Raw genomic sequence first — 13,014 nt, 5'->3', positions numbered from 1 at the left:
CCCAGATGGACGACCATCCAGCGGCGCGGCGATCCTGGCAGCAGGGCATCACGCTCCTGCGTCAGCGGGGCTCCCCCGAACTGCCGGCCGCCGAGGAACGGCTGAGCGCACCGGTCACGGCCGAGCCCACCCAGTTCACCAGCGGGCGGCTGCTCAGCACGTTCGACCCGGCGTACTTCATCGCCCGGATCGCCTCGTCCCGGCGCAGCGTCCGGTTACTCAACACCTGGACGGATCTGGCTACCCCCGAGCACCGGACCGCCTTCGCCGACGCGGTGCTCGCGGCGGTCGACGCCGGAGCGATCATTCAGGTACTCCTACTCGACCCGGACTCCCCGGCCGTGGCCGGACGAGCCGCCGACCTCCTGCGCAGCGTCGACGTACCGGGCATGATCCACTCGAACCTGCTGGTCCTCGAGGCACTGCGAGATCGGCTCGCTCCCGTCCTGCGCCCCCGGCTCGCGGTCCGCCTCTACACCGAACAGCCCCTGACGACGTATCACCGCTGGGACACCGGGGCGCTGGTCTCGACGTTCCCCGTCGGGTACTCCTCGGCCGCCGCGGCCCAGCACGAGGCGGCCATCTCCTCCACCCTGGTCCAGTTCGTCGAACAGCACTTCGAACGGCTCTGGAGTCTGGAAGGGAGCACCGCCTTGGACGACTACCTGCGGGTGCCGCTGCGCGTCTCCCCGTCGGACGCGGCCCATCTCGAGGTACAGGCCGAGTTCGTGCGCCTCGACGGGGCGGTGTACGTCTCCTCCCCCGACCTCGTCGCGCTGCTGGGCCGCGGCGGTCCGGACGGCCTGCTCGCGGAGGTGACGGGCGACGGTCGGCATGTACTGGCTGGAACCGGGCGGTGCCGGGTGGTACCCCTGCGCGACAACGACGGCGCCGGGGCCGTCCGTGACAGCCTGCTGCGCCTGTCGTCGGTGCGGCGATGAGCACGCTCGTCACCGTCGACTTCTGGCGGGTGCCCCGACGACGGATCGGTTACGCCCTGGCGCGGATGGCCACCAACCGTACCACCCTGCGGCACACACCGGGACTGACCTTCGCAAAACTGCTGGGCACCGGTTCGGCGAGCAGTTTCACCCTGCGGGACGCCGATCCGTGCCAGTGGGCGATGGTCGCCGTCTGGTCCTCCCCGTCGGCGGCCCGTTCCTTCGAACGATCCGCGTCGGTGCGGGCATGGTCATCACTGGCCGAGGAACGCTGGCGGATCGACCTTCACCCGCTGTCGTCACGTGGGCGGTGGTCACGGCAGGAGCCCTTCGGCAACCCGGCAGCGTCGAACGTTCCGTCTCCCGCGAGCGCCCCCGCGGCGGTCGCGGTGATCACCCGGGTCCGCGTCACCCTGCGGCACACGCTCACCTTCCGCCGAGCGGTGCCGGCAGTGGCGGTCGACCTGGCCGAGGCCGAGGGTCTGATCTTCGCGGCTGGCATCGGGGAGGCGCCGATCGGCTTACAGGGAACGTTCAGCCTCTGGCAGGACGCGGCGTCGCTGCGCAGGTTCGCCTACAGCCGCCCCGCGCACAGCGAGGTCGTCCGGCGCACACCGCTGGTCGGCTGGTACAGCGAGGAACTGTTCGCGCGGTTCGCGGTGCTCGGCTCGCGGGGGACGCTGGGCGGGCGGGATCCTCTCCTGCAGGTCAGCCCCGAGCCGACGTTGACGCCGCGTTGAAGATCCGTCCACGACCCCCGCCGTATCCGGGCGGGGACACGGCCTGCTTTGACGCCCCGTTGAACGGCACCCGCCACCGTGAAGGGGCCGCCCGCACCTTCCTACGCCCCGCACCTTCCTACGAACCAGGTGAAGCAAGCCGCATGTCGATACCCCGCGAGCAGGCACCCCGTGAGCAGGCGCCTTGGACGCAGCCCCCCGCCGTCGGGTTCTGATCGCGACACCAGTGAGCGAACGGGTCGCGCGGCTCGTCACTCGGCACGACGCCGCCCGGCTACGCCCGGAGCTGGCCACCCAGCCGACGGGCCTAGCCGACGCCTTGGTCGAACTGCGGCCGCACACCCTCGTCGTCGGGATGAACGCGGTGGATGGACCGGCACTCGAACAGTGGGCCACCGCGGTCCGCACGGACCCGGCGGAGACCGGCCGGGACCGACGCCTGCTGCTGGTCCGCCGGGGCACCTCCCTCGCCGCCGTCGACCTGGCCGCTGCGGCGCGCCACCGGATCGAGGTGTGCAACACCCCCGAGGTCAACGCCCGGCACGTCGCCCGGTTCATCGTCGACCGGCTGTTCGACCCGCTCGGCGACGCATCCGGCGCGGAGCCGGCTGGGGCCGCCACGCGCACCGACCGGCCGGGCGTGCTCGGCCTCGTCGGCGCCGGAAACATCAACAGGAGGGTCGCCCGGGAGGGCGCCGCACGCGGCTGGCATCTGGCCGTACACGCTCCCTCGCTCGCGGCGAAGCCGGCGACGGCCGCGCTCTGGGCGGCGAAGCACCGACTGCCGGTCGACCGGATCCACGTCGCCCGCACCGTCGAGGACGTCTTCGACGCCGCCGATCTGATCAGCATCGCCGCGCCCCTCGTGCACGGCGGGTCCCGGATGTCCGCCGGCATGATCGACATACGGCACGTCAAGGCGTTCACCGGCCGCCGACTCGTGTCAGTCAGCGAACCGGACGTCTTCACCGACCGGGCGCTGGTCGACGCCTACGACCGCCGTGACCTGAAGGTCGTGATCGACAACGCCCCCCGGTTCCTCGGCCCGGTCCGCGGGCTGCCCGCGGGGCGGATCGCCGAGGACGGCGGGGAGCTGCGGCGCGGATTCACTCTCTGCTCCGTAGCGATGCACAGTCCCGCCTGCAGCGACGATCTCGATCAGGCGTTCCTCGCGGTAGTCGGGCGGGCCGACCTGGACGACCTCACCGGGCACGACCTCGCCGGGAACGGCCCGAAGGGCGATCGTCATGACCTGGCCGATCGTCGGGGCGATCCGCGGGGCACCGGCCGCGGGGTCGGCGAGGACCCGGCCCCTGACGGTTCCGCCGTCGACAAGCACGACGTGGTGGTCGTCGGCGGCGGGATCGTCGGACTCACGATCGCGCTCGTGCTGCGGCTGCGGGGCCACCCCGTCCGGGTCCTCGACGCCGCGCCGGCCGACCGGGCGGACCCTGCCGCCCAGGGCACGACGTTCGCGGGGACGAACGGCCGGCACCTATCGGCGACCGAGACGCTGCCGCAGGCGGACGCGAGCCGCGTGGGTATTCTCGACCGCGATCCGACGCACGGCGGCTGGCGGCTACGGGACCCGGAGTCGCTGTCGGAGCCGGAGAGGGCCTGGGCCAGCGCCTTCGAGCAGTGCGCCGACCATCCCGGGCTGCACGCGGTGGCCCGGGACCTGGTGATCGCCCTGAACCGGCTGGGGTTGCGCGGGTGGGAGCATCTTTTCGCGCTCGCCGACGGCAGGGACGGGCTCGGTACCGGGTGCGGGTTGCGCTGGGACGCCCGCCTCCCGCGGATCTATCTCGGTCCGGGCGACCTCGCCGCGGGCGAGCAGCTGCAGCGGGCCGCGGGGGGCGGATCGTTCGGTTGTCCCGGGCGGATCTGGTTCGCGGCTGGCCCACGCTAGGCTGCTCGGTCCCGCTGCCCGGCGGCGCCCGGGAGGTGGCCGGGGCGGTCGAGGTGGACGGCTACGCGGTCAACATCCACGATCTGGCCACGGTGCTCATCGACCGGCTGCGGGCCGCGGGCGTCGAGGTGCGCGCCGGCACCCGGGTGGAACGCATCGAGACCGGCATCGACCGGAGCCTCGACGGCAACGGGAACAAGGCCGGGCACGAAACCGGGAACGGAGCCGGGAACGGAGCCGGGAACGGAGCCGGGAACGGGGTCCGGTTGCATCTCGCGGACGGCTCGACCCTGCGTACCGGCTGGGCCGTGGTGACCGTGGCCGGCCGCGATCTGCAGCGGCTGCTGGGCGCCGCCTGGCCCGGCGCCGGTGCCGTCGCGCATCTGCTCGGCCTCTCACTGACCCTGCCGAACCCGGGTCTGCGACGGCCGGTGAAGGTCCACGCCGGAGATCCCCTCGGTGTGATCAATGTGACGCTGTCCGCCGATGGTGCCAGGATCCATGTCAGCGGCGGATTCGGGTATCTGGGCACCGCCGTGCGGGCGGTCGCGGACAGCGGCGTCGCCCGCCTACGCGCGGTTTTCGAGCAGGCGGTCGCCGGCCTGTTCCCGACGCTGCGCCGGCCTGACGGCACCGTGGAGATGCTCGACGTCCGCGTCTGCGAGCGCCCGGCGACCCCGGACGGCATCCCCCTTGTCGAGGCCGTGGCAGACCACGGCGGCCGGGTGATCGTGGCGGCAGGGACGAACGCGGGTGGCACCGTGCAGGCCCCGGCCGGTGGCCATGCTGGTGGCCGACCTCCTCGCCGGCACGCCGCGCTGCGCCGCGCTCGCCATGGCCGGTGATCGGGCGGGTCTCCCACCCATCCGGAGGTAGCACCCTCCACATCAGTGGAATGACGTTACGTAGCAGTAATTCCCATCGCCGAGCAGTGCCGGCGAGCGGCGGGTTATCGTCGAGCGACGTGATGGTGCGCCCCAGCCTCCTGGCTCGCCGGACCCGACCCGTGGGGCCAGGTCGGCGATCCGGGCGCGGACAGGAGGCGACGCCGGTGACCGACGTGGGCGTGAGGGTGGTCCGCTGGTCCCCGAGCCGGATGCGCACCCGGCTCGACGATGTCATCGCGGTCTACAAGGCCGCCTTCCTCGATCATCATGAGCCTGACCCGCCGCGGGCCGCCCGGGACCGGGCCGCCCATGCGCGCCGGCACTTCGAGCGGCGGGACCTTCGCGCCGTGGCGGCCGTCACACCCGACGACGAACTCGTCGGGATCACCTACGCACTGCCCGGCCGGGTCGGCCAGTGGTGGCACGACGTCGTCGCCGACGCGCTCCCGCCGGACTCGGCCGCGTACTGGCTCGACGACTGCCTCGAGATCGTGGAGCTGCACGTCCTGCCCGCCTACCAGGGCCGAGCGATCGGGCGCACCATACTGCGGGAGCTGCTGCGCGGGGCCCCGCAACGCACGGCCGCGCTGTCCGCCCTCGAACCCCCGGGTCGTCCGGCACGCCGGTTGTACGACCATGAGGGATTCGTCCCGTTGTTGTCCGACTTCCAGTTCCCCGGGACCCTCACCCCCTACGCCGTGCTCGGCAAGGAGCTCCACGGACGCTCCCCCGCCTGTCCCGACGGCGCCTCCGCCGAAGGAGCCGACCGGCACGCACCGGTACGATGACCGTCGGCGCGCTCTTCACCGGATCGGCGCGGCCGGCACGGCTCACCGCGATGCCGTGGATCTTCGCGGCGGCCACCGTGGCGGTGCAGCTCCCCTGTCCGTTGGTCACCGGATCCGCTGGGGCGGCGCTCGCCATCGCCTCGATCGTGCTGTTCTTCGCCTCCTCGGTGAGCCACGCCCTGCTCACCTGTGGCCGAGCGTGGACCGCCGGGTTCCTCGCCGTGACCGTCGGCGGCGGGCTGCTCGTGGAGACCGTGGGCGTGCACACCGGCTGGCCTTTCGGCCGCTACGCCTACGGCTCCGCCCTGGGCACCCGCCTGTACGGCGTCCCGGTCGTGGTGCCGATGGCCTGGGCGATGATGACCTACCCGGCATATGTCCTGACCCGTCACCACCACCGCGGCCGGGCGCGCACCGTCGTGCTGGCCGCGCTCGTCCTCGCGGCCTGGGATCTCTTCATCGACCCGCAGATGGTCACCGCGGGGTACTGGCGGTGGCTCGGCGGCGGCCCGGCGCTCAACGGAATCCCGCTCACCAACACCGCCGGATGGGTGGCCGTCGCGATCGCCATGACCGCGGCGTTGACGGCGCTTCCGGACCGGGCCGGGAGCACGGCACGCGACGATCGCGCTCCGCTCGCCCTTCTCCTGTGGGCCTACGTCTCCTCAACGCTGGCGAACCTCACCTTCTTCGACCGTCCCGGTGTAGCCGTGGCCGGCGGGATCGCGATGGGGGCGGCGCTCGTCGCGGCGGCCCGGGCCGGGCCCCGTGCCCGGGACCGTGCCCGGGCCGGGGACCGCCCGGTCCCGGCGGGCTCCCCACCACGATGACGGCGCCGTGGCGGACGGGGCGCGGGACGAGGCACCGGACGGGACGGACGGTACCGGGATCCCCGGCCCGGTGGCTCGCCGGCCGATGCTGGTCGGGTGCGGTACGGTCCGCCGCGGTGGCGTCCAGCGCCATCGCCGTGCACACGGCGGTGAACGCGCGGCTGCTACGCGTCCCACCGCCGGCCCGGCCGGTACGCGAACGGGTGACGGTCGTGCTACCCGTCCGCGACGAGGCCGGGAGCCTGCCGCGTTGCCTGTCGGCCCTGCTCGGCTCGCAGTGGGTGCCCGACCTCGAGATCCTCGTCTACGACGACGGTTCCACCGACGGCACCGGGGAGATCCTCGCTCGGTGGGCGGCGAGGGACGACCGGATCGTCGCGCTGCGCGGTGCGGCGCCCCCGCCGGCTGGCTCGGCAAACCGCACGCCTGCGCCCGGGCCGCGGCGGCGGCCACGGGCACGGTCCTCGTCTTCGTCGACGCCGACGCCGACGTCACGGTGGCCCCCGACGGCGTCGCGCGAACCGTTCTCCTCCTGCGGGACGCCGGCCTCGACCTCGTCTCGCCCTACCCGCGCCAGGAGGCGGCCGGTGTCGCCGAACGGCTGATCCAACCCCTGCTCCAGTGGTCGTGGCTGGCGCTGCTGCCGCTGCGGCTGGCCGAACGCTCCACCCGGCCATCGCTTTCCGCGGCGGGCGGACAGCTGCTGGCCGTGGACGTGGCGGCCTACCGCCGGGCCGGCGGCCACGAGGGCGTCCGGGACCAGGTCATCGAGGATGTCGCCCTGCTGCGGAGGCTCAAGCGTGCCGGCGGGCGGGGAGTGGTCGCGGACGGCACCGACCTCGCGGTCAATCGGATGTACTCCGGATGGTCACAGCTGCGGGACGGCTACGCGAAGTCGCTGGCCGTCGCCGGTGGAAGCACGCTCGGCAGCGCCGGGCAGATCGGCGTGCTGGCCTGGCTGTTCGTCGTGCCGGCGGTGGCGGCACTGGGTGGCTCGGGCCCGGGCGCGGTCGGGTACCTCGCCGGGGTCGCCGGCCGGGTGCTCGCCGCCCGCCGCACGGGCAGCCGGAGCTGGCCTGACGCCGCCGCTCATCCGGCTTCCGTGAGCCTGTTGGGCTACCTGACGGCGGTGTCGTGGTGGCGTCGTCGGCGGGGTACCGCCCGGTGGAAGGGACGACCGGTTACCCGCTGCCCCTGACCGCTGGTCCGCCCTTCCTCACCCCGCCAGAGGCTTCCCTTGTCGTCCTTCCGGCGGCTTCCTTCTCCTTCTCGAGGCTTCGATGCCCGTTTCCTTCCTCGTGGATAACCGGGAAGGAGCAGCTCGTACAGTCGTCGCATGGCCCGTGTTGTGGTGATCGGCGCCGGTGTGGGCAGGCTGGCAGCCGCGGCCCGGCTCGCCGCCACCGGGCATGACGTGACGGTCTGCGAGCAGTCGTCGCGGACCGGAGGCAAGCTCGGCTGGTACGAGCGCGACGGGTTCGGCTTCGACACCGGCCCGTCCCTGCTGACCATGCCCGGCGTGTTCGAGGACCTGTTCACCGCGACCGGCGGGCCGTTGCGCGGTGAGGTGGAGCTGCGTCGACTGGACCCGATCGCGTCCTACCGGTTCGCCGACGGCACGACGCTCGCCGCACATGCCGACGACGACGCGTTCGTGGCCGAACTGGACGATCGGATCGCCCCCGGGTCGGGCGAGGACTGGCGGCGGCTCACCGACCGGGCCTGCCGGGTCTTCGACGCCGCCGAAGGACCGTTCCTGTCCAGTCCCGTGTCGGCGACCGGGCTGGTCCGGCTCGCCTGGTCCTCACCCGGTGACATCGCCGCGATCGCTCCCGGCCGGAGCCTGCGCCGGCTAGGCTTGCGCTACCTGCGTGATCCCCGGCTGCGGATGATCCTGGACCGCTATGCCACCTACTCTGGATCCGATCCCCGGCACGCCCCCGCCGCTCTGGTGTCGGTAGTCCACGCGGAACGGCGCTTCGGGGGCTGGTACGTCGCGGGCGGCCTGCGCCGCCTCGGGGATGCGCTCACCCGCCGCGCCGAGGAACGCGGCGTCCGGATCCTGCTCGACGCGCCGGTGCTGACGGTGACCCGGACCCCCGGCGGGCGGGTCGACGGGGTCCGCCTCGCCGACGGTACCCGGCTGCCCGCGGACGTCGTCGTCGCGAACGCCGACGCGGCAGCGCTCTACGGCCGGCTGGTGAACGATCGGGCCGGCCGCCGGCGGCTGCGGCGGACGGTGCCGTCGATGTCCGGCTTCGTGCTGCTGCTGGCCCTGACGGGTCGCACGCCCGGGCTGGGGCATCACACGGTCACCTTCCCCGCCGACTACGACGCTGAATTCGATGCCGTCTTCGCGGGCCGGCTGGCGGCCGATCCCACCATCTACCTTGCCGCGCCCGCCGACCCGGCCTGCGCGCCGCCGGGCTGCGAGGCGTGGTTCGTCCTGGTGAACGCGCCCCCGCACCGAGGCGCAGGCGGCCACGACGGCGCAGGCACCCTGGACTGGGACCGTCCCGGGCTCGTCGACGGCTACGCCCGGCGCATCCTCGACGTGCTCGCCGCCCGCGGGTTGGACGTCCGCCCCCGGTTACGCTGATACGAGACCATTACCCCGGCGGATCTGGAACGGCGCACCGGGACGGTGGGCGGATCCATCTACGGTGGATCCTCGAACGGCGTGCGGGCGGCCTTCCTGCGGCCTCCGAACACATCCCGGGTGCCCGGCCTGTTTCTCGTCGGCGGATCAACCCATCCCGGCGGTGGGCTGCCGCTCGTCGTGCTCTCCGCCGGCATCGTCGCCGGCCTCATCGGCCCGGCCTGACCCGGCTGCCAGGGTCGCGTGGACCGTGGCCGTGAGCTGAAAGAAGCCGACGGCGCACACCGCCAGCGTCGCGGTCGTCGCGATACTCGCGGCGAGGTTCGCGAGGCCGGGCACCAGACCCGCTCCGAACGAGCCAACCGCGGCGATGATGATCCGGGCCGGCCGCTCCCCGACGGTCACCACGCCGATCTCGTCGAAGCCGGCGTTGCCGGCCCGGGCCCGGGTGTACTCCAGCAGTCCCAGCATGCTGCCTGCCGCGATCACAAGGCCGCCGGGTGCGCCGAGACACCACAGGGCCAGCAGGTAGGCCAGGTCACCGCAGCGGTCCACGACGGAGTCCAGGACATATCCCCAGGCGCTCGTGCGCCGGGTGAAGATCGCCACCGCTCCGTCGAGGTTGTCGGCCAGGCCACTGAGCACGATCACCAGAGCCCCCAGCAGCGGCCACCGGCCACCAGCCACGGCCGGGGGAATCGCGAGGGCGGTAAGCGGCCTGACCACCCAGTAGACCACCGTCAACCAGGCACGAACGAGCCATAGCCCGCGCGCCAGGTCGTAGCCGCCGTGCAAGGTCGACCTATTGGGCAAGGTAGGTGTCCCGACCGGGTACCGGGGTGCTCACGTCATCCATCGTGCCTGTCGGCCATCGTGCCCGTCAGCCATCCCGTTCCACCCGGTACGGCCAGCGCCGCGTCCGGTACGCCAGGATCCGTCCGGTACGCCGTCTCGCGCTGGGACATGCTGGGACATAGAGTCTCGTCGTCCCCTACCGCGAGCCGTACCGGCACCCTGCGTCCGGCCGGCGACCGAAACCGAAGGCGCCGATCGGTCACCGGACCGGCCCGAGGTCGGGAGACGCGGTGTCGGAGGAACAGCGGTGTCACGAGAGAACAGCGGTGCCACCCAGACGTGGCGGGAGTGACGTGTCCGAACAGGTAGGCGGCGTGGTGGAGACCCTTGAGGACCTCGACCCGCGGGCGGTCTTCTCCGCCCATCGCGACCAGGTGATCCTTGCGGTACGGATCACCCCGGTCTTCAACACCCTTGATCTCAGCCTGGTGACGGCGGTGGTGGACGCCGCCAACCAGGCCGGGTTCGCGCTGGTCCGGGAGCATTCGCTCCGCGACGAATGGCTGCTGTGCGTCTTCGACGCCTACGACGAGCACGACTGAGTGCCGGCCCGGCGGCATGAGCGCGGGTGGGCCGGGCGAGCGGCCCACCCACCATGCGCCACCAGGCCACCCCGCGGACCGGCCACTCCGCGGACCGCGGCCGGTTACCGGACCGCCTGGTAGATCTCCCGCGTGGCGCTGGAGCGGTTGAGGGTGATGAAATGCAGGCCCGGGGCACCGCCGTCCAGCAGGCGACGGGACAACTCGGTCGCCACCTCGACCCCGATCGCCCGCACGGCCGCCGGGTCGTCGGCGACGGCCTGCAACCGGGAGGCCAGCGCCGGCGGGAAGGCCGCACCGGACAGCTGCGCCATCCGGACGATCTGCGCGACGTTCGTCACCGGCATGATTCCAGGAATGATCGGCTTGTCGCAGCCCAGCCGGCGGACCCGGTCGACGAGACGGAAATAGTCGTCAGCGCCGAAGAAGAACTGGGTGATGGCGTAGTCCGCGCCGGCGTCGAATTTGCCCACCAGGTAGCGCGCGTCGCTGTCGAAGTCGACCGATCGTGGGTGCTTGTCGGGGAAGGCGGCTACGCCGACGCAGAAGTCGCTGACCGACCTCACCAGGCGTACGAGTTCGTCCGCGTACTGCAGGCCCGCGGGATGGGCGGTCCAGGTGCCCTGCGGATCCCCTGGCGGGTCGCCTCGCAGGGCCAGGACGTTGCGCACCCCGACGCCGGCGTAGTTGCCGATGACCCGGCGCAGCTCGGCGACGGAGTGGTTGACCGCAGTGAGATGGGCGATCGGCGTGAGGGTGGTCTCGGTGGCGATCCGCTCGGTCACCCGGATCGTGCCGTCGCGCGTCGACCCGCCCGCCCCGTACGTCACCGAGACGAACGAGGGATGCAGCGCCTCGATCTGGCGCAGGGCCGTCCACAACTGCCGCTCGCCGTCCGGCGTCTTCGGCGGGAAGAACTCGAAGGAGAAGGAGGCACGACCGGTGGCGAGGTACTCGCCCATCGTCGTGGGTTGCGTGCTCAGACTCCGGACCGCCGCCATGGCACGAGGGTAGACCGGGCGTGGCCACGATCGAGGACGGACCCCCGGTCGGAAACACAACCGATCAGGCCCCGACAGCGGGCAGCAACATTTTCCCGGCGTGATCCCACGAATCCCCAGCGTGATCCCACGAGGGTCATGATCCGTCGAATCCACCAACATGGGTGGGCAACCCGGCTGGAACGGGCTCGTTGGGCGGGACCAGCTGGGACAGCCCACATAGACGGCAGACAGACAAAAGACGTCCGATGGACAAGGGACGTCCGATGGACAAGGGTCCCAGCGACGCGGCGAGACCGACCCGCACCCGCCCGGACACGCTGCGCGCCACCACTTGGCGTGCCGCGTGCGCCGACGGGGTCAGCTCCACGTCGGCCGCCCCGGGATCAGCGGTCTCCACCTCCACCCCGTACTCGCCCTCGGGCAGCATGACGGTGACCATGCCCGTCTCACTCTGCGCCCGCACGCCGTCCGGCGGCTCGCTGAAGTGCAGGCTGACGTCGCCGTCCCGGCTGCGCGCGGCGACCGGACCGCGCGCGAGCTCCCGCCCGGCGATGGTGCCATCGCGGGTGACCAAGGACAGTTCACCGCCGACCCCCCACAGCGTGATTTCGCCGGCGAGCACCTCAGCCCGCACCCGGACCCGTGGCGGCACGGTCAGCCTGGCCCGCACATCGCTGGCCCGGCCGTCGATCCGCAGCGTGGTCCCGGCCCTCGTGATCGCGGGCACGGACCGGCCGGGACGGCGCCGCACGGTCAGCGCGACGTGCACGTCCTCGCGGTCCCGCCCGGAGATCTCGACGCGGCCGGCGGCCACCAGGACCTCCACGGCGTCGATACCGTCGACAGTGTGAGTCAGCTCCGCGGGTGGCAGCCGCAACAGGGTCAATCCGCCCAGTGCGGCGGCAACCAGCAGAACGGCGACCACGACGACGGCGGTGTCGAACACGGGCACACCGCACGGTACCCCGGGCGCCCGCCGATCCCCGGCCACACGACGGTGCCAGACCGCACGACGGTGGATGTGCGCCGGCGGGTCTCCGCCGTGTTGCGGCGCTTCACCGGTTCGCGCGGAGCGCTCCTGTGCGGAATCGACGACGATCTGATCCCGTTCGTCCGCATCGCCACCGAATTCCTGCTGGCGGAGGGCAAGCGGTTGCGTTCCGCCTTCTGCTATTGGGGGTGGCGAGGGGCGGACGGCCCGGACGGCGACAAGATCGTGACCGCCGCCGCCGCCCTCGAGCTGCTGCACGCCTGCGCGCTGGTCCACGACGACGTCATGGACGCCTCCGACACGCGGCGCGGCCGGCCGGCCGCGCACCGGCGCTTCTCCCGGGTCCACCGGACCGCCGGCTGGCGGGGTGATCCCGCCGACTTCGGCCGCTCGGCCGCGATCCTGCTCGGCGATCTGTTCCTGGCCTGGGCCGACGAACTGCTCGCGGCCAGCGGGATGCCACCCGAGGCGCTGGCCCGGGCCTGGCCCACCTACGGGCGGATGCGCAGCGAGCTGATGGCGGGGCAGTACCTCGACCTCGTCGGCCAGGCCGAGGCCGGTCCGCACGGCGGCCTCGGTCCCGGGCGGGCGGTCCGCATCGCCCGGTACAAGACCGCCGGTTACACGGTGGTCCGTCCCCTGCAGCTCGGCGGTCTGCTCGCAGGCGCGCCGCCGGACCTGTTGGCGGCCTACGCGGCGTTCGGCCTGCCGCTCGGCGAGGCGTTCCAACTCCGCGACGACCTCCTGGGCGTGTTCGGCGATCCGGCGGTGACGGGAAAACCCACCGGGGAGGATCTGCGTGACGGGCGGCCCACCGGCCTGCTGGCGCTCGCGCTGACCCGCGCGCAGCCGGCCGCGGCGGCCCGGCTGCGCGCTCTGGTCTCCCCGCCGGTCCGGCGCGCCGAGAACCCCGCGGCTCGCGCCGCCC

Annotated in this window: 11 protein-coding genes and 3 pseudogenes; 11 read left to right on the top strand and 3 right to left on the bottom strand. The window is 72.9% G+C overall.

The features are described from left to right. The 9 genes and pseudogenes from AC08OT_RS13860 to AC08OT_RS13820 form a co-directional block, all read left to right on the top strand. Positions 1-941 (top strand): annotated as a pseudogene (locus tag AC08OT_RS13860) (SARP family transcriptional regulator); the annotation flags it as partial. Beyond that, positions 938-1,681 carry a spheroidene monooxygenase gene (locus tag AC08OT_RS13855; RefSeq protein ID WP_476595119.1) on the top strand — a complete coding sequence of 248 codons (744 nt, stop codon included), beginning with the start codon at positions 938-940 and terminating at the stop codon, positions 1,679-1,681. The pseudogene AC08OT_RS13860 and the gene AC08OT_RS13855, both read left to right, overlap by 4 nt. A gap of 184 nt (positions 1,682-1,865) precedes the next feature. Continuing rightward, a complete protein-coding gene (locus tag AC08OT_RS13850) occupies positions 1,866-3,590 on the top strand; it encodes an FAD-dependent oxidoreductase (RefSeq protein WP_476591781.1) in 1,725 nt (574 codons plus the stop codon). Then, a complete protein-coding gene (locus tag AC08OT_RS13845; protein ID WP_476602887.1) occupies positions 3,551-4,435 on the top strand; it encodes an FAD-dependent oxidoreductase in 885 nt (294 codons plus the stop codon). Before AC08OT_RS13850 ends, AC08OT_RS13845 begins: the two co-directional genes overlap by 40 nt. A 206-nt stretch (positions 4,436-4,641) precedes the next feature. Continuing rightward, positions 4,642-5,265, top strand: a complete 624-nt coding sequence (locus AC08OT_RS13840; RefSeq protein ID WP_476591779.1) for a GNAT family N-acetyltransferase — start codon at positions 4,642-4,644, stop codon at positions 5,263-5,265. Then, the gene (cruF, locus tag AC08OT_RS13835) at positions 5,262-6,095 is read left to right on the top strand and encodes a bisanhydrobacterioruberin hydratase CruF (RefSeq protein WP_476591778.1); all 834 of its coding nucleotides are present in this window, start codon (positions 5,262-5,264) and stop codon (positions 6,093-6,095) included. The genes AC08OT_RS13840 and cruF overlap by 4 nt, the downstream gene beginning before the upstream one ends. After that, positions 6,092-6,418: pseudogene (locus tag AC08OT_RS13830) on the top strand (glycosyl transferase); the annotation flags it as partial. The gene cruF and the pseudogene AC08OT_RS13830, both read left to right, overlap by 4 nt. 26 nt (positions 6,419-6,444) lie before the next feature. Next, positions 6,445-7,293 (top strand): glycosyltransferase family 2 protein, encoded by an 849-nt coding sequence (locus AC08OT_RS13825; RefSeq protein WP_476591777.1) that lies wholly within the window; start codon positions 6,445-6,447, stop codon positions 7,291-7,293. A gap of 138 nt (positions 7,294-7,431) precedes the next feature. Then, a pseudogene (locus AC08OT_RS13820) lies at positions 7,432-8,919 on the top strand (phytoene desaturase family protein). On the opposite strand, the gene AC08OT_RS13815 reads toward AC08OT_RS13820, so the two are convergent. Next, positions 8,842-9,507 (bottom strand): CDP-alcohol phosphatidyltransferase family protein, encoded by a 666-nt coding sequence (locus AC08OT_RS13815; protein ID WP_476591776.1) that lies wholly within the window; start codon positions 9,505-9,507, stop codon positions 8,842-8,844. The pseudogene AC08OT_RS13820 and the gene AC08OT_RS13815 sit on opposite strands and share 78 nt — an antisense overlap. A 335-nt stretch (positions 9,508-9,842) precedes the next feature. On the opposite strand from AC08OT_RS13815, the gene AC08OT_RS13810 reads away from it, so the two are divergent. After that, the gene (locus tag AC08OT_RS13810; protein ID WP_462185985.1) at positions 9,843-10,091 is read left to right on the top strand and encodes a hypothetical protein; all 249 of its coding nucleotides are present in this window, start codon (positions 9,843-9,845) and stop codon (positions 10,089-10,091) included. Positions 10,092-10,195: 104 nt separating this feature from the next. Here AC08OT_RS13810 and metF read toward each other — a convergent pair whose 3' ends face one another. Next, on the bottom strand, positions 10,196-11,092 hold the full coding sequence (gene metF / locus AC08OT_RS13805) for a methylenetetrahydrofolate reductase [NAD(P)H] (protein WP_476591775.1): 897 nt from the start codon (positions 11,090-11,092) through the stop codon (positions 10,196-10,198). A 136-nt stretch (positions 11,093-11,228) separates the two neighbouring features. Then, positions 11,229-12,041 carry a DUF4097 family beta strand repeat-containing protein gene (locus AC08OT_RS13800; protein WP_476591774.1) on the bottom strand — a complete coding sequence of 271 codons (813 nt, stop codon included), beginning with the start codon at positions 12,039-12,041 and terminating at the stop codon, positions 11,229-11,231. A gap of 51 nt (positions 12,042-12,092) precedes the next feature. Between AC08OT_RS13800 and AC08OT_RS13795 the strand changes: the two genes are divergently transcribed. Beyond that, positions 12,093-13,014, top strand: a 922-nt coding sequence (locus tag AC08OT_RS13795) for a polyprenyl synthetase family protein (protein ID WP_476602886.1), incomplete at its 3' end; no start/stop codon positions are given.

Source organism: Frankia sp. CgJB1, assembly GCF_977947065.1.
This window is presented reverse-complemented; position numbering and strand designations above follow the sequence as displayed.

Excerpts from the sequence above, each read along its gene's own strand:
- cruF (WP_476591778.1), top strand. The coding sequence starts at position 5,262 with ATGACCGTCGGCGCGCTCTTCACCGGATCGGCGCGGCCGGCACGGCTC.
- metF (WP_476591775.1), bottom strand. The coding sequence starts at position 11,092 with ATGGCGGCGGTCCGGAGTCTGAGCACGCAACCCACGACGATGGGCGAG.
- AC08OT_RS13855 (WP_476595119.1), top strand. The coding sequence starts at position 938 with ATGAGCACGCTCGTCACCGTCGACTTCTGGCGGGTGCCCCGACGACGG.